The sequence below is a fragment of the Bacillus sp. 37MA genome, from assembly GCF_000372765.1.
Taxonomy (GTDB): domain Bacteria; phylum Bacillota; class Bacilli; order Bacillales; family Domibacillaceae; genus Domibacillus; species Domibacillus aminovorans.
In genome coordinates this window covers 3,582,418-3,608,029 of sequence record NZ_KB889752.1, presented here as the reverse complement: position 1 = coordinate 3,608,029, position 25,612 = coordinate 3,582,418, and the positions used below count along the sequence as shown (strand labels likewise).

The 25,612-nt window shown below is 42.4% G+C and carries 22 protein-coding genes; 2 read left to right on the top strand and 20 right to left on the bottom strand.

Annotated elements, in window-relative coordinates; all coding sequences use genetic code 11:
• The first annotated feature begins 10 nt into the window (after window positions 1-10).
• Complete coding sequence (gene argB / locus A3M5_RS0119875; protein WP_018395523.1) at window positions 11-778, top strand: acetylglutamate kinase; 768 nt, start codon at window positions 11-13, stop codon at window positions 776-778.
• Window positions 775-1,935, top strand: a complete 1,161-nt coding sequence (gene argD, locus A3M5_RS0119870; protein WP_018395522.1) for an acetylornithine transaminase — start codon at window positions 775-777, stop codon at window positions 1,933-1,935. Before argB ends, argD begins: the two co-directional genes overlap by 4 nt.
• Before the next feature lie 30 nt (window positions 1,936-1,965).
• Here argD and A3M5_RS0119865 read toward each other — a convergent pair whose 3' ends face one another.
• From A3M5_RS0119865 to purM, 20 genes are all read right to left on the bottom strand, one after another.
• Complete coding sequence (locus A3M5_RS0119865; protein ID WP_231373249.1) at window positions 1,966-2,733, bottom strand: alpha/beta hydrolase; 768 nt, start codon at window positions 2,731-2,733, stop codon at window positions 1,966-1,968.
• Between the two features lie 367 nt (window positions 2,734-3,100).
• Window positions 3,101-4,528: an Asp-tRNA(Asn)/Glu-tRNA(Gln) amidotransferase subunit GatB gene (gene gatB / locus A3M5_RS0119860; protein WP_018395520.1), complete on the bottom strand. Its 1,428-nt coding sequence runs from the start codon at window positions 4,526-4,528 to the stop codon at window positions 3,101-3,103.
• Window positions 4,529-4,541: 13 nt separating this feature from the next.
• Window positions 4,542-5,987 (bottom strand): Asp-tRNA(Asn)/Glu-tRNA(Gln) amidotransferase subunit GatA, encoded by a 1,446-nt coding sequence (gene gatA, locus A3M5_RS0119855; protein ID WP_018395519.1) that lies wholly within the window; start codon window positions 5,985-5,987, stop codon window positions 4,542-4,544.
• A 12-nt stretch (window positions 5,988-5,999) separates the two neighbouring features.
• Entirely contained in the window at window positions 6,000-6,290 is a 291-nt protein-coding gene (gene gatC, locus A3M5_RS0119850) for an Asp-tRNA(Asn)/Glu-tRNA(Gln) amidotransferase subunit GatC (protein WP_018395518.1), read from the bottom strand.
• A gap of 170 nt (window positions 6,291-6,460) precedes the next feature.
• Window positions 6,461-7,261 carry an ATP-binding cassette domain-containing protein gene (locus tag A3M5_RS0119845; protein ID WP_018395517.1) on the bottom strand — a complete coding sequence of 267 codons (801 nt, stop codon included), beginning with the start codon at window positions 7,259-7,261 and terminating at the stop codon, window positions 6,461-6,463.
• A 16-nt stretch (window positions 7,262-7,277) separates the two neighbouring features.
• On the bottom strand, window positions 7,278-8,036 hold the full coding sequence (gene ssuC, locus A3M5_RS0119840; RefSeq protein WP_018395516.1) for an aliphatic sulfonate ABC transporter permease SsuC: 759 nt from the start codon (window positions 8,034-8,036) through the stop codon (window positions 7,278-7,280).
• 5 nt (window positions 8,037-8,041) lie between these two features.
• Window positions 8,042-9,196, bottom strand: coding sequence for an FMNH2-dependent alkanesulfonate monooxygenase (gene ssuD, locus A3M5_RS0119835; RefSeq protein WP_018395515.1), 1,155 nt, complete (start codon window positions 9,194-9,196; stop codon window positions 8,042-8,044).
• A 44-nt stretch (window positions 9,197-9,240) separates the two neighbouring features.
• Complete coding sequence (locus A3M5_RS0119830; protein ID WP_018395514.1) at window positions 9,241-10,227, bottom strand: sulfonate ABC transporter substrate-binding protein; 987 nt, start codon at window positions 10,225-10,227, stop codon at window positions 9,241-9,243.
• A 408-nt stretch (window positions 10,228-10,635) separates the two neighbouring features.
• Window positions 10,636-11,445 carry a zinc transporter ZupT gene (gene zupT / locus A3M5_RS0119825; protein WP_018395513.1) on the bottom strand — a complete coding sequence of 270 codons (810 nt, stop codon included), beginning with the start codon at window positions 11,443-11,445 and terminating at the stop codon, window positions 10,636-10,638.
• Window positions 11,446-11,566: 121 nt separating this feature from the next.
• Window positions 11,567-12,736 carry a CamS family sex pheromone protein gene (locus A3M5_RS0119820; protein ID WP_018395512.1) on the bottom strand — a complete coding sequence of 390 codons (1,170 nt, stop codon included), beginning with the start codon at window positions 12,734-12,736 and terminating at the stop codon, window positions 11,567-11,569.
• A 12-nt stretch (window positions 12,737-12,748) separates the two neighbouring features.
• The gene (gene ligA / locus A3M5_RS0119815; RefSeq protein ID WP_018395511.1) at window positions 12,749-14,758 is read right to left on the bottom strand and encodes an NAD-dependent DNA ligase LigA; all 2,010 of its coding nucleotides are present in this window, start codon (window positions 14,756-14,758) and stop codon (window positions 12,749-12,751) included.
• A 17-nt stretch (window positions 14,759-14,775) separates the two neighbouring features.
• Complete coding sequence (gene pcrA / locus A3M5_RS0119810; RefSeq protein ID WP_018395510.1) at window positions 14,776-16,965, bottom strand: DNA helicase PcrA; 2,190 nt, start codon at window positions 16,963-16,965, stop codon at window positions 14,776-14,778.
• 40 nt (window positions 16,966-17,005) lie between these two features.
• The gene (pcrB, locus tag A3M5_RS0119805) at window positions 17,006-17,698 is read right to left on the bottom strand and encodes a heptaprenylglyceryl phosphate synthase (RefSeq protein WP_018395509.1); all 693 of its coding nucleotides are present in this window, start codon (window positions 17,696-17,698) and stop codon (window positions 17,006-17,008) included.
• Between the two features lie 191 nt (window positions 17,699-17,889).
• On the bottom strand, window positions 17,890-18,186 hold the full coding sequence (locus tag A3M5_RS0119800) for a YerC/YecD family TrpR-related protein (RefSeq protein WP_026221837.1): 297 nt from the start codon (window positions 18,184-18,186) through the stop codon (window positions 17,890-17,892).
• A gap of 2 nt (window positions 18,187-18,188) precedes the next feature.
• A complete protein-coding gene (locus tag A3M5_RS0119795; protein WP_018395507.1) occupies window positions 18,189-19,169 on the bottom strand; it encodes a DUF3048 domain-containing protein in 981 nt (326 codons plus the stop codon).
• Window positions 19,170-19,204: 35 nt separating this feature from the next.
• A complete protein-coding gene (locus tag A3M5_RS0119790; protein ID WP_026221836.1) occupies window positions 19,205-20,941 on the bottom strand; it encodes an adenine deaminase C-terminal domain-containing protein in 1,737 nt (578 codons plus the stop codon).
• Between the two features lie 229 nt (window positions 20,942-21,170).
• A complete protein-coding gene (gene purD / locus A3M5_RS0119785; RefSeq protein ID WP_018395505.1) occupies window positions 21,171-22,439 on the bottom strand; it encodes a phosphoribosylamine--glycine ligase in 1,269 nt (422 codons plus the stop codon).
• Window positions 22,440-22,455: 16 nt separating this feature from the next.
• Window positions 22,456-23,991: a bifunctional phosphoribosylaminoimidazolecarboxamide formyltransferase/IMP cyclohydrolase gene (gene purH / locus A3M5_RS0119780; RefSeq protein WP_018395504.1), complete on the bottom strand. Its 1,536-nt coding sequence runs from the start codon at window positions 23,989-23,991 to the stop codon at window positions 22,456-22,458.
• Window positions 23,988-24,575 carry a phosphoribosylglycinamide formyltransferase gene (gene purN, locus A3M5_RS0119775; protein WP_018395503.1) on the bottom strand — a complete coding sequence of 196 codons (588 nt, stop codon included), beginning with the start codon at window positions 24,573-24,575 and terminating at the stop codon, window positions 23,988-23,990. Before purN ends, purH begins: the two co-directional genes overlap by 4 nt.
• Window positions 24,572-25,597, bottom strand: a complete 1,026-nt coding sequence (purM, locus tag A3M5_RS0119770) for a phosphoribosylformylglycinamidine cyclo-ligase (RefSeq protein WP_018395502.1) — start codon at window positions 25,595-25,597, stop codon at window positions 24,572-24,574. The genes purN and purM overlap by 4 nt, the downstream gene beginning before the upstream one ends.
• Window positions 25,598-25,612: the final 15 nt, after the last annotated feature.

Below are 25,612 nucleotides of genomic sequence, written 5' to 3'. Positions count from 1 at the left end.
GATGATTTGTATGAAAACAGTCGTTGTAAAATGCGGCGGCAGTGTGTTAAAAGAGCTATCGGACAGCTTTTTTTCAAGCATGACCTCACTGCTGGCAGACGGATACAAAATCGTATTTGTTCACGGCGGTGGTCCAGAAATTAACGCCATGTTAGAAAATATGAATGTGAAAAGCGAGTTTAAAAACGGTCTTCGTGTAACTTCACAAGACGTACTCGAAGCGGCGGAACTCGTCTTGTCTGGCAGTATGAACCGGAAGCTCGTCCGCTTACTAGAAGCACATGGCATTGCGGCAATTGGTTTACAGTCAAGTGACCAAGGTATTCTTAATGCTGATTTCATCAACAAGGAAGATCTCGGTTTTGTCGGTGACGTAACATCCGTCAATCAAACTGTTTTAGAAATAATTTTAAAGGCGGGACTTCTTCCTGTTTTAACACCAATTGCGAAAGGGCCGAACGGTACAGTGTTGAATGTTAACGCTGATCACGCAGCCGGTGCTGCAGCCCGCGCACTTTCCGCAGATCACTTGCTCATGGTAACAGATGTAGACGGTGTATTGAACGATGGCCAGCTTGTACCAGTTCTAACAGGTGCAGAAACGAAGAAGCTAATTGAATCAGGTGTGATAAGCGGCGGCATGATTCCGAAAGTTCAAACCGCCCTAAAAGCACTTGAAAGCTGTGAACATGTACACATCGTGTCAGGTAAAAAAACATTTTACGAAGATGGCCAGTGGCATGGCACACAGTTTAATAAAGAGGAGGAGACAATTTGAGTCATTTATTCCCTACATATGCGCGCTGGGATGTAACACCTGTAAAAGCGAAAGGCGCTTATCTTACTGCAAAAGATGGAAAAGAATACCTTGATTTCACGTCTGGCATTAGTGTGTGTAATCTTGGACATACACCCGACAATGTAAAAAAAGCAGTGGAAAAACAGCTTGAAAAATTTTGGCATACGTCGAATTTATTTCAAAGTGAATTACAGGAAGATGTCGCAAAGCAATTAACTGATGCATCCGGACTAGATCTTGTCTTTTTCAGCAATAGCGGCGCGGAAGCAAATGAAGCCGCAATCAAACTCGCTCGCAAATCAACAGGCCGCACAAAAATTATTACGTTTATCGATTCATTCCATGGACGGACATTTGCGACGATGGCGGCAACCGGACAAGATAAAATTAAAACAGGCTTTGGCCCGATGCTTGAATCTTTTGAATATGTGAAAATGAACGACATTGAGGCGTTGAAGACAGCGCTTGATTCAAATACAGCAGCAGTTATGTTTGAAGTCATCCAAGGTGAAGGCGGCATCAATTCAGGTGACGCAGACTTTTTGCTTGAAATTGAAAAGCTGGCTCATGCAAATGGTTCTCTTGTGATCATTGATGAAATTCAAACCGGCATCGGCCGGACTGGCAAAGCGTTTGCGTTCCAGCATATTGGTCTTGATCCGGATATTATTTCTGTTGCCAAAGGGATTGCGAACGGCTTTCCGCTTGGTGCCATCGTTGGAAAAGCCGCGCTCGCTGAAGCATTTTCAGCCGGTTCACATGGCTCGACATTCGGAGGTAACCCTGTTGCCCTCGCCGCTGCAAAAGAAACATTAAACACGATTTTCAATGATTCTTTTTTAGCTGATGTAACCGCAAAAGGTGATAAGTTGAATGTATTATTAACAAAAGCTCTTTCCGGCGTTAATTTCGTTAAACAATTAAAAGGAAAAGGCCTTATGGTCGGCATCGAGTTGACTGAAGAAGCAGGCCCGTTTGTGACAAAAGCACGCGAACAAGGACTGCTCATTTTAACAGCGGGAACACACGTATTGCGCCTTCTTCCGCCGCTTAACGTCACAGATAGAGAAATGGAAAAAGCAGTTGACGCGATTGCAACTGTATTACAAGAAAAAGCTGTCCATCAAGACTCCTAATTCAAGGAGTCTTCCGGACAGCTTTTTTATTTATCCTACTGCTTTAGAACGGATTTGATCGAGGACGAAATCAGCGACAGCGCTGACGATTGTATGCTGATCGTGATCCATCGTTGCAACGTGATATGAATTCGGCAACGTCACAATTTGTTTCTTACGTGATGAAATGGACTGATAAATAAACGATGTATTTTCAGGTGGCACGACATTGTCCTTAGCTGATTTGATGCATAATGCTGGTACATGTATTCGATGTAAAAGTGCCGGTACAAGACCCATGAGCTTTTGCAGTTCGCGAATGGATTGAACCGGTGCTTCCTCATACGTAATTTCATGTACATTTTCTTTTTTAATATCCGGTGCGCCTTCTTCAATAAAACGCGGTGCGGGATCATGCCGTAAATACTCAAGTGACGGGAGTGTAAGTGCGGCATTGATCGTAATGATGCCTTCAATATCATGATGCTCGGCCGCAAATTGCAGTGTCAGCGTGCCGCCCATCGACTGCCCCATTAAGAAAATACGTTTATTGCGTTTTTTAAGAAAACGATACGCGCGAGAGTAGCTTTCATACCAATCTTCATGTGTGCAGCGTTCCATATCTTCTTGATGTGTCCCATGTCCTTTTAAACGCGGCGCAATAACAGAGAATCCGCGTTCATTCAGCGCTTCTGCTACGTCACGGACACTTTGTGGTGTGCCAATAAATCCGTGTGAAAGCACAATTCCAATGTCATTTCCTTCAAGATAAAATGACTCTGCTCCTGGCATGACTGCATACTCTTCTCTCATCATCATTTCCTCCTTTTTTTAAATCCGATTGTTTTTATTGGTTATATATAATTTAATACATCTTTTCCGATAAGTCAAGTTGGTATTAAAATAAAAAACGGCTGGTACATGTTAATAAGTTTACTTGTAACGTGTAAAAGAGTGAAACATCCATAAAACCGCAAGTTAAATCCCATCATTTTGATCCATTTATAGTCATTTCTGACCACTTATAACACTTTCTGATCACTTACACTAACTTCTGACCACTTCCCCGTTTTACATTTAAAAATTAACCGACAGCCTTTTTTCATTTGTCATGCAAATGTGATCATTCGTTATCATACAAATCAAAACAAAAACCGCCGGCACATAGCCGGCGGTCGTCTATACATTATCGCTTGGCAATTTCTTCTGCAAGCAATTTGTTGATTGCCTGCGGATTTGCCTGTCCTTTTGACGCTTTCATAATTTGGCCGACAAGGAAGCCTATTGCTTTTTTCTTGCCGTCTTTAAAGTCCGCGATCGACTGCGGGTTCGCATCAAGCGCATCGTTGACGAACTTCAAAAGAGCTGATTCATCTGAAATTTGAACCAATCCTTTTTCTTTCACAATCGCTTCAGCATCACCGCCGTTTTCAATCAGTTCTTTGAAAACGGTCTTGGCAATTTTGGATGAAATCGTTCCTTTTTCAAGCAGTGAAATCATACCCGCCAGATTATCAGGCATTAATTTTGTTTCAGCGAGCTCTTTGCCTTCCGCATTCAAATACGCAGGCACTTCCCCCATTAACCAGTTGGATGCCAGTTTTGCACCGGCACCTGCTGCCACTGTCGCTTCAAAGAAATCCGCAATTTCTTTTGACATGGTAAGTACATTCGCATCGTGCGCAGGGAGTCCAAGTTCATCCATATACCGCTTTTTGCGTGCATCTGGAAGCTCTGGAATAGTCGAGCGAACGCGTTCTTTCCACTCATCGTCAATGTATACCGGAAGAAGATCTGGTTCTGGGAAGTAACGGTAATCGTCTGATCCTTCTTTCACACGCATGAGCAGTGTTTTGCCTGTCGATTCATCAAATCGGCGTGTTTCTTGATCGACTTTTCCGCCTGATGAGACAACTTCAGCTTGACGTTTCTCTTCATATTCGAGCCCTTTACGGACAAAGTTGAATGAGTTTAAATTTTTCAATTCCGTTCTCGTACCAAATTCTTTCTGCCCATACGGACGAATGGAAATGTTCGCATCACAGCGAAGCGATCCTTCTTCCATTTTACAATCTGATACTTCTGTATATTGAATGATCGCTTTTAATTTTTCCAAAAACGCATATGCTTCTTCCGGTGAACGAATATCCGGCTCAGATACGATCTCAACAAGCGGCGTGCCTTGACGGTTATAATCGCATAAAGAGTGCTTGCCTGCATGCGTCAGTTTCCCGGCATCTTCTTCTAAATGAAGACGCGTAATGCCGATTCGTTTCGTTTCGCCGTTCACTTCAATTTCAACCCAGCCATGTTCACCGATTGGTTTGTCATTTTGCGAGACTTGATACGCTTTCGGATTATCGGGATAAAAATAGTTTTTTCGGTCCCAGATGGCTTCTTCAGCAATTTCACAATTGATCGCCATTGCAGCTTTCATCGCATATTCAACAGCTGTTTCATTCATAACTGGCAAAACGCCCGGGTAGCCGAGGTCAATGACAGTTGTATTTGTATTCGGTTCCGCGCCAAAATGGGCCGGTGCCGATGAAAAGATCTTTGAATTCGTTTTTAATTCAACGTGGACTTCAAGTCCGATGACTGTTTCAAATTCCACCTTGTACCCTCCTTTACAACTCTGGTTTTTCTTTATGAAAATCAGTTGCCTGCTCGTACGCATGTGCGACGCGGTAAACCGTTTTTTCATCAAAATGACGGCCGATAATTTGCAGACCGAGCGGCATCCCATCAGAAAATCCGCATGGAACCGAAATACCCGGTACGCCTGCTAAGTTCACCGGAATCGTCAAAATATCATTCGCATACATCGTGAGTGGATCATCAATGATTTCACCGATTTTAAAGGCCGGTGTCGGCGTTGTCGGTCCAATGATGACATCATAGTTTTCAAAGACATCTTCAAAGTCTTTTTTAATAAGCGTACGCACTTGCTGCGCTTTTTTATAATACGCATCGTAATAGCCAGAACTTAATGCAAATGTCCCGAGCATAATCCGGCGCTTTACTTCATCGCCAAAGCCTTCTGCCCGTGTTTTTTTGTATAATTCAATTAAGTTTTCCGCATTTTCGGCACGGTAGCCGTAACGGATTCCGTCAAAACGGGCAAGGTTGGACGATGCTTCAGATGATGCGAGTAAATAGTATGTCGCGACACCGTATTTTGAATGTGGAAGCGACACTTCTTCCCAACTAGCACCTTGTCCTTCTAGCACTTTCAAAGCAGCTAACACAGACTGCTTCACTTCTTCTGAAACTCCTTCACCGAGATACTCTTTCGGCACTGCAATGCGCAGCCCTTTCACATCTCCAGTTAAGTTTTTCGCAAAAGATTCACCTGCTACATTTGCTGAAGTCGTATCGTACGGATCGACGCCGACAATCGCTTCAAGCAAGTGCGCATTATCTTCTACGCTGCGTGTAATCGGACCAATCTGATCAAGCGATGACGCAAATGCGATTAAGCCGAAGCGAGACACACGGCCATACGTCGGCTTCATGCCAACAACACCGCAAAATGAAGCCGGCTGACGAATCGATCCGCCTGTATCGGAACCGAGTGAAAACGGTACTTCACCTGCTGCAACAGATGCAGCAGAACCACCGGATGAACCACCGGGCACACGGTCTAGATTCCATGGATTACGTGTTTTTTGGAAGCTTGAGTTTTCCGTCGAAGACCCCATCGCAAATTCATCCATGTTTAATTTACCGACTGTGATTGTGCCTGCTTCGCGCAGTTTATTCACAACCGTCGCATCATAAATCGGGTCAAAATTGTGAAGAATCTGGCTCGCTGCTGTTGTGCGGAGCCCTTTTGTAACGATGTTATCTTTCACACCGATCGGCACGCCGTTTAAAATACCGGTTTTTCCCGATTCCTGCAATTCTTTCGCTTGATTCCGGGCATTTTCTTCATCAAGCGTTAAAAATGCTTTCACATCTCCGTCTACCGCTGCGATTCGTTTAAACGATTCGTCAACGAGGTCTGGTATAGTGATTTCTTTTTTATGTAACATCGACTGAATCTCGTTCAGTTTATGATCAAATAATGACACACTCTCTCCTCCTTATTCGATAATAGACGGTACACGGATTTGTCCGTCCTGCTGATCCGGTGCATTTTTCAATACGTCTTCGCGATCAAGTCCTGGTGCTGATTTGTCTTCTCGAAGCACATTTTTCATATCTAAAACGTGTGACGTTGGTTTAACGTTTGATGTATCAAGTTCATTTAACTGCTCGGCGAATGTAATAATCGCATCGAGTTGTTCTGTAAATTTATGCACTTCTTCATCCGTTACTGCCAGTCGCGCCAGATGCGCTACGTGTCGTACTTGCTCTTCAGAAATTCGCGTCAATGTAATCCACCTCCGTAAAAAAGTATCGGCATTCTTTTGTTTGCACAAACTTTATTTTACCATGATTTCATCCTTCATTCATAATTGTTCAGAGAAAAAGAAAAACCGCCTTGAAATTCAAGGCGGTTCCGTCTCCGAAGCCAATTCATTTATCTTCCTCTTGTCGTTAGCTACGCTCTGCGCACACCTGCAGAGGAAGATGTCTTCGCTAATGTTTTTAAATTAGCTTCTACTTTTCGTTTTTTACCCATAATCTTATTTAATATTTGGCTGACTAGTGATGAAAATAAAGGGTTATCTCTTTGGCGTGGATATGGTAAATGAACTGGCAAATCCATCACAATTTCTCCCTCTTCAATTAAGATCACTCTATTTGCTAACGCAACAGCTTCTTCAACATCATGAGTAACTAATATCGCAGTGAATTGTTTTTCTTTCCACAAATCCTCAATTAATTCATGCATCTCCATCCGCGTTAATGCATCGAGGGCGCCTAATGGTTCATCTAATAAGAGCAGCTCGGGATCATGGATGAGCGCTCTAGCAAGGGCTACTCTTTGTTTCTGACCACCAGATAAGACAGCTGGCCAAACGTTAGCACGTTCGGCTAGACCCACTTGCTTTAATATAGTCGGTATTTGTTTCTTCTCTTCTGATTTCAAACCTAAGCCGACATTATCAGCAACTTTTTTCCAAGGAAGCAGTCTTCCGTCCTGGAACATCATTTTTGCCATCTGATTTCTGCCTTTTAATTCTGTTCCATCAACTAACAGACTGCCAGAACTTATCTCCTCTAATCCAGCAATGATTCTTAATAATGTACTCTTCCCGCAGCCACTCTTTCCGACAACAGCAATGAAGTCCCCTTTGTTCACTTGTAAGTCTATTTTCTTTAACACTTCTTTACCATCAAAAGATTTACCAATGTTATCAAGGTGCAATATATGTTCATTTGTATGATCCTTTGCCATACTCTTCACCTCCATTTTATTTTTGATAACTTGGATGCCATTTTAAAAATCGTTTTTCTACTAATTTTGCTGTTAAATCAGACATTTTTCCTAACAAAGCATACAAAATGATACTTAATACAACAACATCTAATTGCATAAATTCCCTTGCATTCATAGCCATATAGCCAATGCCAGAATTCGATGCAATAGTTTCAGCCACTATTAACGTCACCCATGTAATCCCTAATGCATAGCGCACACCAACGAGTATTGATGGTAATGCTGCGGGGAAAATAATATTTGAAAATAAAGAGAAGCCTTTTAGCCCATATACACTCGCCATCTCAATTAAAGATTTATCAACTGAACGGATCCCATGAAACGTATTCAAATAAATCGGGAAGAAGGTACCTAAAGCAACTAAAAATAATTTTGCTTCTTCTTCTATTCCGAACCATAAAATAACGATTGGAATTAAAGCTAAATGGGGTATATTACGGATCATTTGTATGGAGGAATCAAGTAAACTCTCTGCCGTTTTGGACAAACCGTTTGCCAATCCTAGTAGAAAACCTATACCTCCACCTACAACAAACCCCCAAAATGCTCTTTGTGTACTGATCCAAACGTCCGCTGCTAATTGGCCGCTTTTCGTTAACTCAACAGCAGCGGTAAAAATATCGATTGGGTTTGGTAACACTCTATTAGATATCCATCCAATGGAAGAAAATAACTGCCATGATCCAAGCAAAACAATTGGGACAATCCACGGTAAAAGTCGTTTAAATTTCATTTTTGTTACCTCGTTGCTTTTAAATTTTTAGGTAAAAGTCCATTTGCAACAATTTCTCCAAACGGGCTGACAATATTGGGATTCTCAGATCGATCCACTGTTACACCTTGATTTAATTCTAGATACGGGAATAACAATTCTGATACACGATAGGCCTCTTCCAAATGTGGATAACCGGATAAAATAAATGTTTCGATACCGATATCTTCATATTCCTTCATTCGTTTAGCTACTGTTTCTGGGTCTCCTACAAGAGCCGTACCAGCACCCCCTCGAACAAGACCTACACCTGCCCATAAATTTGGACTAATTTCTAAATTTTCTTTACTTCCATTATGAAGTTCGGACATTCTTTTTTGACCAACTGAATCATATCTCGATAAAGCTTTATGAGAGGCAGCAATTAAATCGTCGTCTACATACTTAATTAAATCATTAGCAGCATCCCAAGCTTCTTGTTCTGTTTCTCGGACAATGACATGAAGACGAATGCCAAATTTAACCGTTCTACCTCTTTCAGCTGCTAACGCTCTCACTTTCTCAATTTTTTCTTTAACTTGTGCAGGTGGCTCCCCCCATGTTAAATAAACATCTACGTGATCAGCGGCAATTTCATGACCGATATCTGAAGATCCGCCAAAGTACAATGGCGGGTATGGTTTTTGAATAGGCGGATATAATTGTTTGGCATCTTGCACGTCTAAATATTTCCCTTTTAGAGTTGATTCCCCTGTCTCTAACAACTCTCTCCAGATTGTTAAAAACTCATCTGTTAGCTCATATCTCTCCTTGTGAGAATAATGTAATCCGTCCCCTGCTAACTCAACAGGATCACCGCCTGTTACGACATTAATTAATAATCGTCCATTGGATAATCGATCGAAAGTGGCAGCCATTCTCGCAGCTTGTGATGGCGAAGTAATACCTGGTCTTACAGCCACAAGAAATTTCATTCGTGAAGTTACCGGTATTAAAGAGGAAGCCACTACCCAAGCATCTTCGCAAGATCTTCCTGTCGGCAATAAAGCTCCCGTAAATCCTAAACTATCCACTGCTTGTGCCACTTGTTTTAAATAAGGTAAATTAACAGCTCTTCCTCCTGTTGTAACGCCTAAATAACGTGAATCCCCATGTGTCGGTATAAACCAAAATACGTTCATTTTCCTCGCTCCTTTAATTGTTTAATTTCTGATATACATACAGATTAATTCGTTTCTAATGTTGCATCACTTGTCTTAATTTCTTTAGGTATTAACTGAAGTTTATAAAATTGATCAGCAATGGCTTGTTGATCATTTATTACTTCATCCGTTATCTTTTCAATTCCGTATGTTCTTCGCTCAAGTACAATATCTAACGTTTCCTTATCCATCCCAATTTGGGGAGCTAAAAATTCTGCTGCTTCATTTTTATTTTCAGATACCCACGTTTCTGCCTTATCAATTTCATTATAAATAATGTCTAAAACTTCCGGATTCTCTTCTGCAAATTCCTTTGAGGCTAAAAAGAATTCTCTATTATTAACTAAATTTGTTCCATCCACTAAGATACGAGCTCCTGTCTTTCTTTCAGCTTCTGCTAAAAACGGATCCCAAATCACCCAAGCGTCAACAACTCCTTTTTCAAAAGCTGCTCTTGCATCTGATGGAGGTAAGAAGGACGTCTCAACATCTTCATATTTAAGTCCATTTGCTTCTAGCGCTTTTACTAACAAATAATGTACATTCGATCCTTTATTTAAAGCGATTTTTTTACCTTTTAAATCAGCAACACTTTGAATAGGAGAATCTTTTGGTACAATAATGGCTTCTCCCTTTGGATTTTTTGGCTCATTCGCAAAATAAATTAATGGAGCATCGGCTGCTTGAGCGAATATCGGTGGAGCTTCCCCTGTATGACCAAAGTCTAAACTGCCTACATTTAATGCTTCAAGTAATTGTGGACCACCTGGAAACTCAGTCCATGTAACAGTGAAACCTTTTGGTTCTAATTCCTTTTCAAGCGTTTCTTGTGCTTTTAAGAAATTCAACGTACCAAATTTTTGATAACCAATTTGAATCGTTTTTTGCCCGTCTTCTTTTGCCTGATCTGCTTCTTCATTTGAAGTTTCAGTGTTGCAAGCACTCAATATAAGTAAAAGAATGAATGATACGAGTAATAGCCACGTTTTATTTTTTACACTACTTAACATTTTTTCTCCTCCAAACATTTTTTAAACAAAAAGGCCCCAGCCCTCTATGGTTTAGAGGTTGGGGCCTTCAGTTGACTGATCGGCATCTTTTTATTTGATTTTGTTTCTTAATGACTTGTGTAGTTCGTGCATCTGCTGCAAAAAAACTGTTGTTAATATCTATGTACTTAAGATATTCTAATTAATCCGATGTGTCAAGTAGTATTTAATTTTTTATTTTTTAATTAAATCAAACTTTCACGTATACCGTTCTCTATTTAATTATTAATTGGTCAATGAAAATACGTGTAACAGCAGACCGCGCATGAAGCGTTTGTGCAGAAACTGTTGTACTTAGCTTAACAATTCGTTACATATAAAAAACATCCCAATTGCCGGTGTGATCAGCTTTTGAGATGTTTTTCTTTTTTACATTAAGAGCAGCAAGCTTAATGCCATGACGAACATTCCCGAGACGACGCCATAAATAGCAAGATGCGTCTGATCGTATTTTTGTGCAGCCGGCAGCAATTCATCAAGAGAAATGAACACCATAATCCCCGCTACACCAGCGAATATCATCCCAAACATCGTATCCGTTAAATAAGGCATTAAGATGAGCCAAGCAAAGAGGGCACCGATCGGTTCAGAAAGTCCCGATAAAAAGGACCACTTAAATGCTTTTTTCCGGTCGCCTGTTGCAAAGTAAAGAGGAACGGCAACCGCAATGCCTTCGGGGATATTATGAATCGCAACAGCGACTGCAATGGCAATGCCAAGGTTCGGGTCCTGTATGGTCGAAGCGAACGTCGCAATCCCTTCCGGAAAATTATGAATCGCAATTGCAATTGCTGTAAAGATCCCCATCTTTTTCAAGCGTACATACTCATCATGTGTCGGTTCCGTGTGAAATTCTTCCACCGTTTTAACATTATGGGGATTCCCAACGGATGGAATGAATCGATCAATAAGCGCAATGATGACCATACCGCTAAAAAAGCCGATAACTGTCCACCAGTAACCGGCTGATTCTCCGTGTTCCTCAACTAATGCACCTTTTGCTTTCACAAATATTTCGACCATTGATACGTAAATCATGACACCTGCTGAAAATCCAAGTGACCAGGCAAGAAACTTCGTGTTTGTACGCGATGTAAAAAAAGCCAGCGCACTGCCAATACCTGTTGCCAATCCGGCAAACAATGTTAAGCCTAGAGCTAATAATACGATCTCGTCCATACACACTATCCCTTCATCTTCTTTTTTATTATTGTATTTTAAAAATTGCTCTCATATAATTTTTTATATGAGGAAATAAAAGGCCCGATTTGACGATAATGTCCAAATCAGGCTATTCTTCTTATTCATAAATATGCACATAAGGTTCCTCTGCATTGGCTTCTTTGACGATGAGCGCTTCCGTTCCGTTCATTGACGTAATGCTTACTTCGATTGGTATATACGCCGGGAAATGATCCATGACAAGTCCTGTCACAAACTGTGTAAATCCAATTGCTTCTGCCTTGCCATAAAACTGAATTGGAATTTCAATTTTCAAACTGGACAATTCACCACCGCTGTAAAGCGCACGGCCGATAACGCCATTAAAGTTATCAAAATATTTCTCCATATCCTGCTTAAAGTTCAAAAAGTATGTCGCGTCTTCTCGATGTGCTTCTTCTGCTGCAGTCGACGGAAACAGGACATATTCTTCGTTAATATTTTTCCAATCATTCGTTTCTGTTTCACCTGCATCCAGATGTGTATAGGCAATAAAATTGCCTGCTGTAACCGAGTTTTTCGGTGCCTGTTGAAATAAAGCAATCGTCACTGGCACATTTTTTGTTTTATCCATCGCCCGAAGACGCGCGGCAACTTGCGCGGCAATTTTCTTTCCTTCTTCTTCAATCGTTTCATCTGGAATCGTAAATTCATACTCTGCACCATATTGTTCTTTTTGATAATAGTGAACCGAATTTAGCGCAAGGCCGATGACAACCCCATCCAACTGCAATGAATTATCTTCTTTTTTTGTTAAATAATTTTGCTCCATAATGTGTGCCAAATAAATCGGTGCCCGTTCATTTCGTTCATCCACAGAGCCTTCACCAGTATCAATCGGATTCAATCCCAGATTCTCTTCTGCTGTCATTTCTTTTTCTGCCAGCTGAGCATCTGTATACTTGCGGCTCAGCCACGATCGAACAACATCCGCTTCAAGCGTCTGTCCATCTCGAAAGAAATGCGTCTCCGGTGAAAAGTTTTCTTGTGCAATCCTCATTAACCCCGTTTCAAATTCAACGATATCATAGCGAGTATTCAAATTAGATACAATCATCCCGCGCGCCTTTCCCTCCTCAAAAGGAACTATCGTTCGGTAAAAGTTTTCTGAAATTTGATAGCTCGGAATAATTGCTGTCTGCTCTTCACCATTTCCCTGTGTCACTTCATCTTTATTTTGCAAAGCCGGTGCACATCCTGTTACGAGCAGCATAGCGGATACTGCTGTGAGAACCCATTTTTTCTTCAAAAAAGCCACCTCTTATTTTGTAAGTTCATCCATTAATTGTTGTTCGTTCCAGACATCCACACCGAATTTTTCCGCTTTTTCAAGCTTTGAACCAGCTTCTGCACCGGCGATGACAATGTCTGTTTTTTTGCTGACGCTTCCTGCAATATTACCACCAAGCGCTTCAATCCGCTCTTTCGCTTCGTTTCTTGTAAGCTGCTCAAGCTTGCCTGTCAAGACGACAGTCTTTCCTGCAAACGGTGAATCCCCTTCTGCCACTTGAACGCGCATCGGTCCATCATACGTCATGTTAACACCGGCTGTCTTCAATTTCTCGATTAATCCGGCTACTTCTGGCTGTTCAAAATACAGAACGATCGCATCAGCCATTTTACTGCCGATTTCATGAATCGCTGTCAGATCTTCTTCAGATGCTTCTTTTAGTCGGTCAATTGTGCCAAATTCCATTGCGAGCGTTTTCGCTGCTTTGGCTCCAACATGGCGGATTCCAAGTCCGAACAATAATCGTTCAAGTGAATTTTGTTTTGATAATTCGATTGCTGCCAATAAATTATCAGCTGACTTCTCGCCCATCCGTTCAAGTTGAGTGAGAGCCTCTTTTTCTAGAGAATATAAATCTGCGACATCTTTAATTAGTTTTTCACGATAAAGCTGAGCAATGACTTTTTCACCTAAACCGTCAATATTCATTGCGTTACGCGCAACAAAATGATTCATACCTTCACGTATTTGCGCTGGGCATTGTGGATTGATACAACGAAGTGCCACTTCTTCTTCTAGCCGGACGAGTTCACTGCCGCATTCCGGACATTCAGCCGGCATGTGAAATTCCTCTTCTTCACCTGTACGGCGATCTAACAAAACACTGACGACTTCTGGAATAATGTCGCCTGCTTTTTTCACAACAACCATATCGCCTATACGAATGTCTTTTTCTCGAATTAAATCTTCGTTATGAAGCGATGCGCGTCCAACTGTCGTTCCAGCAACACGTACCGGCTGCAGTACCGCAGTCGGCGTCACAACACCTGTTCTTCCGACGCTTAACACGATACCAGTCAACTTTGTAACGACTTCTTCAGCTGGAAATTTATAAGCGATTGCCCAGCGGGGACTTTTCGCCGTAAAACCGAGCTCGTCCTGTTGGCTGAGTGAATTCACTTTGACGACAATCCCATCAATTTCATAGGGCAGCTTCGCCCGCTTTTCCGACTGTTTTTTCACATAGTTAATAACATCTTCAATCGTTTTACATACTTGACGCTCTTTATTTGTTTTAAAGCCAAGTGAATCTAACATATCAAGCCCTTCACTATGAGATTCCGCACCGATCGCTTCCGGGTTTCCAATACTGTAAAGAAAAATGTCCAAGTTGCGTTTGGCTGCAATACGCGGGTCGAGCTGGCGCAGTGATCCTGCTGCTGCGTTGCGCGGATTAGCGAATGGTTCCTCCCCGCGTTCATCTCGAATGCAATTAAGTGCGATAAACGACTGCTTCGGCATGAACGCTTCACCGCGTACTTCTATCGTAAACGGCTTTTTCAGACGGAGCGGGATGGAGTGAATCGTTTTTAAATTCGCCGTAATGTCTTCACCCGTTGTCCCATCGCCGCGCGTCGCTCCTTGCATAAACAAGCCATCCTCATATTTCAGCGCCACCGCAAGACCATCAATTTTCAATTCACACACGTATGAATAAGGTACATCACCAATCGATTGGCTGACACGCCGGTCAAAATCACGCAGGTCTGCTTCATCGAATGCATTGCCAAGACTTAACATCGGCACATCATGACGCACTTTCCGAAACACATCAAGCACTGCACCACCTACACGCTGCGTAGGTGAATCCGGTGTTTGCAACTGCGGGTACATGGATTCAATATTGGACAACTCATTTAAAAGCCGGTCATATTCCGAATCGGGAACGGACGGTTGATCGATTACATAATACTCGTAGCTATATTTATTTAACGTATCATGAAGTTCCTGCACACGCTGTTCAGCCGCTTTTACATCCATATTCGTCGTCCTTTCTATTACGCTTTTTCGATTGGTGCAAATTGAGCTAGAAGCCGTTTAATACCCGTTGGACTTGGGAATGCAATATCAAGTTCTGTACTGTCGCCGCTTCCTTTCACTGCCACGACGGTACCTGTTCCCCACTTTTTATGTATTGCTTTATCGCCCACTTTCCAGTTCAGCTGAGCAGCCGCATTTGTTTGCGGACGCATAACAGGACGGCTCTTCTGTCCAAATACAGCTGGTTTTTTCGCCTGCTGTTTTGGGTTTTCAGATTCAAGCAGCTCTTCCGGAATTTCACTAATAAAGCGGGATACCGGATTCATATTTGTCCGGCCATACAACGTCCGCATTTCGGCGTTCGTCATGTACAGCTCATTTTCGGCTCGTGTAATCCCAACATATGCTAGTCTTCTTTCTTCTTCCATTTCTTCATCATCCATTATTGAGCGGCTATGTGGGAAGACGCCTTCCTCCATACCGATTAAAAAGACGATTGGAAATTCAAGTCCTTTCGCGGAATGAAGCGTCATAAGCACAACAGATTCCGTTGATTCTTCTTCTTTTCCAAGCTTGTCTATATCTGCGACGAGTGCGAGATCCGTTAAAAAAGCAACGAGCGTTTTATCTTCGCTTGATTCTTCAAACGCTTTTGTAACAGACAAAAATTCTTCAATGTTCTCAATTCTCGTCTGTGATTCAATTGTTTTCTCAGCCGCTAACATATCCACGTAGCCTGTACGGTCAATAACTTGTTCTACAAGCTCCGAAACCGACAAATACTCTTGCTGCTGTGTGTAAATGTTAATAATGTCACGAAAACCGGCAGCCGCATTCGCCGCTTTTCCGCTAAGCCCAATAAAATCCACTTCCGAAAGGGCCTTATACATCGAAATATCATGCTCTTGCGCATAGCGGGCAATTTTATCAAGCGACGTCGAGCCGAGCCCCCGCTTCGGTACATTAATGACACGTGAAAGGCTAATATCATCATCCGGATTCGCAATAAGACGCAAATATCCAAGTAAGTCTTTAATCTCTTTTCGGTCATAGAACTTAATGCCGCCGACGATTGTGTAGTCAATATTCGACTTCATAAGCGTTTCTTCAATAAGACGTGACTGAGCATTCGTCCGGTACAGAACTGCAAATTCGGACAATTCCCTTCCTGTCGAACATATTTCTTTTATTTTTCCAGCAACAAATTCTGCTTCCGTTCGCTCACTGTCTGCACGAAAATAAGCGATTTTTTTGCCATCTGAATTTTCTGTCCAGAGCTTCTTCGGCTTCCGATTTGAATTGTTTTCAATCACTTCATTCGCTGCCTGCAAAATCCGTTTCGTTGAACGATAGTTTTGCTCGAGAAAAATAGCTTTCGCGTGGGGATAATCTTTTTCAAACGATAAAATATTGGCAATATCCGCACCACGCCAGCGATATATACTCTGATCACTGTCACCGACGACGCATAAATTTTGAAAACGGCTCGCTAGTAATTTCACAAGTGTGTATTGGGATTTATTGGTATCCTGATACTCATCGACATGAATATATTGAAATTTCCGCTGATAAAACTCAAGTACTTCCGGCACGCGCTCAAACAGACGGATCGTCAACATAATTAAATCGTCAAAATCAAGCGCTTGGTTTTTCTTCAAACGCTTTTCATATTCTGCATATACGTCAGACGTTACTTTATCTTGATATCCACCTTGCTGTTTCGCAAAAGAAGCTGCGTCAATAAGCACATTTTTCGACGAACTGATCGCCCCTAGCAAAGCGCGCGGATCAAATTTTTTCGGGTCAATGTTCAAGTCTTTTAAAATACTTTTCAACACCGATAATTGATCCGCTGTATCTAAAATCGTAAAATTCCGGCTGTAGCCGATTCGGTCAATATCACGACGCAAAATACGTACGCACATCGAGTGGAACGTTGACATCCAGATCTCTTCTGATACACCACCGAGCAGCGCTCCAATACGATCTTTCATTTCGCGTGCAGCTTTATTTGTAAATGTCAGCGCAAGAATATTATATGGATTCACTTCTTTTTCGACAATTAAGTACGCAATCCTATGTGTCAGGACGCGTGTTTTACCTGAGCCGGCACCCGCCATAATTAAAAGCGGTCCTTCTGTCGTTTTAACGGCTTCCTGCTGTTCTGGATTTAAACCTTTTAATAATCGATCTGTTAAAAATTGCATACTGCCACCACCATTCAGAACATTCGTTCTTTATTATACACTATTTTTTAACCGCTGCGACGGTTTTTAATGATTCTTCTGGAAAATCGTAAATTGCGTTGCCGACGACGATGACATCGGCATACTGTCCGACTTCTTTCGCCTGCTCTGCCGTTCGGATTCCCCCACCATATATAAATGTCGTGTCTGAATCGCGCAAAATATTTGCCGCCTTTTGAACAGCTGCTATATCACCATACACACCACTATATTCCAAATAAAATACCGGCAGCTTCAATAAATGGCCGGTCATGCGGGCATATGCGGCAACATCTTCTGCATCCAGTTTTGTTTGAACTCCTGTTAATTTCGCCGCTTTGCTGTCTAGATTGGCAATGCAATATCCTTCAACAATAAGTTCGTCTGGATTCATCAGTTCGCCATATTCTTTCATCGCTTCATAATGAAGCCCAGTAATCCAGTTGGAATCCGTACTGTTTAAGACAGTTGGAATAAAATATAAATCAAAGCCCGGCGTCACCATCTCAATTGATGACACTTCCAGTACACAAGGCACAGGGTAACGACGCACGCGCACCATTAAATCAAGTACATTTTCAAGCGTCACTCCGTCCGAACCGCCGACAACAACCGCATCAGTCCCAGACTCGCATACGCGTTCAAGCAACTCATCATCAATCTCTTTATTCGGGTCTAATTTAAACACATGCCGCCACTCACAAACATCATACATGCGTAGAAACCTCCAATCATTCAGTTACAACTTAATATTATAACATCGAAAAGCAGAGTTCGCCTTCGTAAGTAAATCTCATTTCTCGTGAACAAATTCTCTTTAGAGGGACGTAATCTCGTTTTTCGTGAACATTCATCCCTTTTTTACCTATAAAAAAGCCGTCTCTCCGAAAAGAGACAGCTTTGTCATTATTCTTTTTCATGAACACGTTTTAACACGAATTCATATCCGTCATTGCCATAGTTCAAACAACGTTTCACGCGTGAAATGGTGGCCGTTGAGGCGCCGGTTTCGGTTTCGATTTTATGATACGTTCTTCCTTCTTGAAGCATGCGTGCTACTTCTAAACGTTGTGCAAGCGATTGAATTTCATTAACCGTGCACAAATCGTCAAAAAAGCGATAACATTCTTCCATATCACGAAGCGAGAGAACCGCTTGAAACAGCTGGTCGAGTGCTTTTCCACGCAGTTTATCTATCTGCATAATCAACTTCCATTCCCTTCACCTTCATTTTCCACATCAACTGTACTATTCAGCCCTCTTGAGGCAGGTACAACGTGAATCCACGTTTGTCCTTTTTTCAGGGCAGCACCGCTTTCTTTATACGGCACAATCTGTCCATTTTTATTTTGCCACTTGACCATATTCTTGATGCCTTTTTGAATTAAAAAGGCATCACCGCCAGATGTAAGATTAATATCAAGCCGGCCCGCTGCATCAACGACACGATGGTCCGCTTCGATGACGAAAATATTGTCAGCCTTTATCTCTACACCGCCTATTGTACGATGATACGATTCCGATTCTTTATCATACTCATATGTGGCATCAAATGATTCGTTTTTCGATGAATGAACAACGACGTTCGAAGCAGGCTCTCCATTCAATGATTCTTCCTCATTCTTTGTTAAAAAAGACAGTCGTGCTGGAGAAGAATCCATGTTGTAATCTTTCTCTTTCGCCCTATCTAACGCTTTATCGAAATATACATATGAATTGTGAGGCGCCTGTCTAGATGCATCACGTTTAAAGACATCGCCATCGTGCTGAATACCGTTTAGTTGATCGACTTTCCCGTCAGATAACATTTCTTTCGCTTCAGGGCTGTACCCATGCGCTAAAAATAGTGCATCGTAGCCCATGGCAATTTCAACAAAATAGTCACGTGCGCTGCGAACTGGACCGGCAAATTCAGGATACTCACTTTGATAAATGGCCAGAAATCGAGTAATATTACCTTCTGCCAGCATTTCATATACAATATCTGCATCTTCTAACCCCGTCTGTGGACGGGCTTCTGTAGAATTGCTGATGACGACTGCCACCGCGCGCCGATCCGTATCCGCCGATTCTACACCGGTAAGCGGATTTATTTCATTTCGTTCACTATTATTGACAGACCGTGAACTTGCACAGCCGCTAAGTAATATAGATGCAGCTGCCAATGCAATCCATTTTTTTTTCATATCGACACTCCAAAAACAGTTTTTACTTTACCATTTTAACGCATTATTGTCGGAAAGAGTACCGTTTTTTTCATAACGTCATACATGCCCTGCGATGTAATCCGAATATATGGAAGATGAGTCGATGTTAAAAATAATAATGTATAAATTGGGTCATTAAATTGATATCCGCGCTGTAACAGCAATTCTTTCAATTTCAGTTCTTGCTCAACAACTGTCTCAAATGGCTGATCGGACATAATGCCGGACAATGGAAGTGGAATTTCATGAAGAATTTTTCCGTTTTCTGTAAGCACAATGCCGCCGCCAATCTCTTGCATCCGTTCAAACGCCCGATGCATTTCCTCTTTTACTGTTCCAATTAAAACGATATCCTCAGTACTTGAAAAAGAAGAAGCAAACCCTTGCACATTCGTCGCAAAGCCTTTAATCGTCGTGTTTACACGCCATTTACCTTCATAATCGAGGAGCACCAGATAATTTTGATCTTCCTCCATATAGAAATTCTCGCCTACCACATCTTTCATTACATGACACGGTTTCGTAATAACATTATTGACCATTTCAATTCCGAATGGCATTGAAAACTGCAAATCATCCTCACTCAATTCCCAATCAAAGCGCATTTTCGTATGACCGAACTGCTGCCATTGAACATCAGGGAAAGAAGATGTATCCATTCCGCTTTTTTTGACCCAGATTCCATTTGACAGAACCGCTTCCGGATTCGGATGAAATTCATCTGTTAAAATATTAACACTCGCCACCCGTCCCGGTGCAATCATGCCGTGCAGATGCTCCATCCGATAGTAGCGAGCCGCATTATAGGACGCTATATGATATGCATCGATCGGCGGAACACCGTAGTCGATGGCGATTTTGATCATTTTATCAATAACGCCATCTTCATAAAACGATGGTGACGATCCATCTGTTGTGAACATCATCATATCATATTGATCGAGATCCATTTCTTTCATTTCCGTCAACAATTTTTCAAGATCCGGACGAATCGATGAATGGCGGAGCGTCACCATCATTCCATTCATGAGTCGCTTACGTACATCTTCTCCACTCATTGATTCATGATCGCCGTCTGCACCGAACAGCGTCATTTTCGTCAATGTTTTTTCAGAAGCACCCGGGAAATGGCCTTCAATTCGTTTTTTCATTCCTCTCGTTTCCTGCATCCAGTACAACATCATATCATCGCCGTCTAAAAGCTTCGGCCACCCTGTTAATTCACCGCCTTGAATGACACTATCATGCTCAAGCCACGAATTAATCGCGCCGTTTGCAAAAATATCATCTTCATTATCAGGCTCCGTCTGTGCATCATACCGGCACCACCAGTACATCGACACCGGCTGTCGGTTCAGTTCATCAATTAAAGAAAACGCTTTCTTTTCTTCAAGTGTCAACAGCATCATTAAGTTATCATTAATGAGTGTCGTCGTTCCGCGTTTAGCAGCATATTCAGCAAACGTCTTCGGGTTATATAGCATAAATGGATGAACGTGCGGCTCTATATACCCCGGTACAATCGTTTTTCCAGTACAGTCGAAAACTTCATCAGCTGACGCCGGCATTTCATCTCCGATATAGACAATACGATTTTCATATATCCAAATGTTTCCGCTCATCCATCGTTTTAACGTTGAATGCAAGTAACGGGCATTTTGCAAAACAAGTGTTGGTGCTTTTTCGAGATTAAGAACTGCGACCTGTTCACGCAGCTGTTTATTTTTCCATCTATGTTTTAAATCAGACATGACAATCTTTCCTCTCAAAATGACATCGCTTTCAAAACGTGTGATTGCCATCATCTTATCATATATCACATGTTAACGCACTAAGGAAAAGCTGAAAGTGTGAAGAATATTTGACACTTTGGCAAGAAACTTGCATATCGTTGTTAATTGGGACATTTTATTAAAATCCTCTTTTAATAAAGTCCCGAATTCACAAAAAAAACTGCCTCAAATGAGACAGTTACTCTTTTTACAATCCCGCTTTCGAAATGGCACGGCTGCCGATATCGCTGCGATAAAAGAAATTTTCAGTATCAATGTTTTTCATTTTTACATATGCTTTTTTCTGTGCTTCAGTCGGATTCGCTCCGCTTCCCGTCACAAGCAGGACACGTCCTCCATTTGCACGGATAACGCCGTCTCCTTCTGTATACGTGCCGGCGTGAATAACAGATGCAGACTCAATGTTATCAAGTCCTTTCACTTCATTGCCTTTTTCGTATGCTTCTGGATAGCCTTTGGCAGCAAGAACAATACCTAAAACAGATTCGTCTTTCCACGATAGCTCGGGATCTTTTCCATCTAATACATCGAGCATAACCTGTATTAGGTCATTTTCAAGACGTGGCAGCACAACCTGCGTTTCCGGATCACCGAAACGAGCGTTAAATTCAATCGTTTTCGGGCCCTCTTCCGTCAGCATAAGACCGGCAAAAATGATACCTGTAAAGGAGCGTCCTTCCTGAACCATGCCTTTTGCGATCGGACGAATGATTTCTTCAACCGATTGATCATTAATCGCCTGCGAAATATGCGGTACTGGCGAATATGCACCCATGCCGCCTGTATTCGGGCCTTCATCGTTATCAAACGCACGCTTATGATCTTGTGCGGCTTCCATCGGATAAACATTTTCACCGTGAACAAAAGCCATCAGTGAATATTCTTCTCCTTGCAAATATTGCTCAACGACAACACGTGCAGACGCATCGCCAAACTTTTTATCAAGCATCATGTCTTCAAGAGATGTGAGTGCTTCGTCAAGCGTCATCGCTACTGTTACACCTTTACCCGCAGCAAGACCGTCTGCTTTTAATACAATCGGTGCACCCTCTTGCTCAATGTACGCTTTTGCTGCATCATAGTCTTCAAAAGACTGATAACGAGCTGTTGGAATGTTGTACTTTTCCATCATCATTTTAGAAAACGATTTGCTTCCTTCTAAAATGGCTGCATTTTGATTCGGGCCAAATACGTTTAACCCTTCTTTTTTCAAGTAATCAGTAATCCCGGCTTCAAGCGGGTTTTCCGGACCAACGATTACAAGACCAACTTTCTGTTCTTTCGCAAAAGACGCAATGTCTTTAAAGTTCATTTCATCAATATCAACAATGTGTGCATCACGGCTAATTCCAGCATTGCCCGGCGCGCAAAATACATTCTCAACCAGCGGGCTTTCCGCAGCCTTTTTACAGATTGCGTGCTCCCGCCCGCCCCGTCCGACTACGAGTACGTTCATATGAAGTATCCCCCTATTAATGTTTAAAATGTCTGATGCCCGTTAAGACCATCGCAATGCCATATTCATCGGCTTTTTTAATTGAATCTTCATCTTTAATCGATCCACCTGGCTGAATGATCGCTGTAATACCGGCTTTTGCTGCTGCTTCGACTGTATCATCCATCGGGAAGAATGCATCTGATGCAAGAGCGGCGCCTTTTGCTTTTTCACCCGCTTGCTCAAGCGCAATTTTTGCAGCACCGACACGGTTCATTTGACCAGCACCGACACCAAGTGTCATTTTATCGTCTGTGACGACAATCGCGTTTGATTTCACATGTTTCACGACTTTCCAGCCAAGTTTAAGTGCTGTCCACTCTTCTTCTGTCGGTTCCCGTTTCGTTGCTACTTTTACATCTGCATCTGCAAGTGACAATTCGTCAAGGTCTTGAGAAAGAAGTCCACCTTCAACAGATGTCAGCACTTTCTCACCTTTTTTGCCGTTCGCAAAATCAAGTGTTAACAGGCGAATGTTTTTCTTTTTCGATAAAACATCGATTGCTTCTTGATCAAATGAAGGAGCAACGATAATTTCAAGAAAAATTTCATGCAGTTTTTCAGCAAGCTCTTTTGAAACAGGACGATTGAGTGCCACAATGCCACCAAAAATAGACGTAGGATCTGCTTCGTATGCGCGTGAATACGCTTCTTCAATTGTCGAACCTGCGCCAACGCCACATGGATTCATATGTTTCACTGCAACCGCTGCTGGCTCATTAAATTCTTTGACGATTTGAAGCGCTGCATCAGTGTCACGAATGTTGTTATAAGAAAGCTCTTTGCCGTGAAGCTGTTCTGCACGGGCAACAGAGAAGGAAGAACCAAGCGGCTGTGCATAAAACGCTGCTTTTTGATGTGGGTTTTCTCCGTAACGAAGTGATTGCTTCAGCTCATAAGTCACCGTTAATTTTTCCGGGTTTTCAACTCCTGTAAGATCGGTCATGAAGCCGGCAATCATCGCATCGTATGCGGCTGTATGACGGAATACTTTCGCTGCCAATTTACGGCGTGTTTCAAGCGTTGTTTGCCCATCGCCTTTCAGTTCAGCAAGTACTTCATCGTAATCACTTGAATCGACGATCACTGTTACGTATTCATGATTTTTTGCAGACGCGCGCAACATCGCCGGGCCGCCAATGTCGATGTTTTCAATCGCATCTTCAGTTGTAACTTCCGGTTTTGCGATCGTTTGCTGGAATGGATACAAATTAACGCAGACGATATCAATCGGCTGAATATTATGCTCTTCTAGCTGCTTTTGATGATCAGGTTCGCCGTGTTTCGCAAGCAAGCCTCCGTGAATATACGGATTAAGTGTTTTCACACGTCCTTCTAAAATTTCTGGAAATCCCGTTACATCCGTTACACCTTTTACCGGTACTCCCGCTTCAGAAAGCATTTTCTTCGTTCCGCCTGTCGAAACAATTTCGTAGCCAAGCGCTGCAATTTCTCTCGCAAATTCTGCTACACCGCTTTTATCTGATACGCTGATCAATGCGCGTTTTGTCATCGGTTGTAATCCTCCCTATTTCCATTCAAAAGATTTGTTATGACGCTCGGGTAAAGACTGTGCTCTATTCGTTGAATCGCTTTTTGTAAATCATCACGCGTCATGCCGGAATCGACCCGAACACATTCTTGGTCAATAATCGGTCCTGTATCCATTCCTTCATCAACGAAATGAACAGTCACACCGGAAATTTTTACACCTGCATCAAATGCCTGTCCAATCGCGTCTTTGCCTGGAAAAGCCGGTAGCAATGATGGATGAATATTGACGATTCTATTTCGATACGCTTCTAGTAACGTTGGGCCAATAAGCCGCATATAGCCAGCCAAAAAGACATACTCCGCCCCCGCAGCGCGGAGACGGGATACGATGTCTGTTTCAAATGCTTCTTTTGATTCATACTCTCGCGGCAAAAAAGCAAATGTTGGAATGCCTAATTTGTCAGCACGCTCTAACACGAATGCTTCCGGTTTATCACAGACGATTAAGACGATTTCAGCCGGTACAGATCCCGCTTGCACCGCTTCTGCGATCGCTTGCACGTTACTGCCGCTTCCGGAAGCAAATAACGCTATTTTCGTCATTGAACTGTAACTCCTTCGCCGCCCGTAACACGTCCGATTGTGTACGCAGTTTCACCGGCTGCATTAAGCAATGATTTTACGTTTGTTTCTTCTTCCTGCGAGACAATTAAGACGAAGCCAATACCCATGTTGAAAATGTTATACATTTCCTCGCGGTCAAGTTCCCCATACGTTTCAAGAACGTTGAAGATATCCGGAACCGGCCATGAACCTGCTTCGATTGATGCCCCAAGTCCATCCGGTAATGCACGCGGAATATTTTCGACGAATCCACCGCCGGTAATATGCGCCATGCCGTTCACTTTTGCCTCTTTTAATACAGAAAGAACAGGCTTTACGTAAATACGTGTCGGTTCAATTAATGCTTCTCCAAGCGGAACAGACAAACCGTCTACTTTTGCGTCAACGGCGAGGTTATGCTTTTCGAAGAAGATTTTGCGCACGAGTGAGTAGCCGTTACTGTGAATACCACTTGATGCAAGACCTATTAAAACGTCGCCTTCTTTTACATCTTCACCAGTAATTACTTTGCTCTTTTCAACAGCACCGACTGTAAAACCAGCCATATCATATTCTTCTTCTTCATATAGACCGGGCATTTCTGCTGTTTCTCCACCGATAAGCGCACAACCAGCCTGCTCACAGCCATCCGCTACACCTTGAACGATTTGCTCAATTTTTTCCGGCACCGCTTTTCCACACGCGATGTAATCAAGAAAAAAGAGCGGTTCTGCTCCTTGTACGACAACATCGTTGACGCACATCGCGACGCAGTCCACGCCAATCGTATCATGTTTATCCATCATAAACGCTAGTTTCAGCTTTGTGCCAACTCCGTCTGTTCCGGAAACGAGAACCGGCTCTTTTAGATTTAAAGAAGACAGGTCAAACATGCCGCCGAAACTGCCGAGCGCACCCATGACGCCGGCCCGTTTCGTACGTTCCACATGCTTTTTCATCCGTTCTACCGCTTCGTATCCGGCTTCAATGTTCACGCCTGCTGCTTCATACGACTTTGCCATTATTGTTCCTCCTTA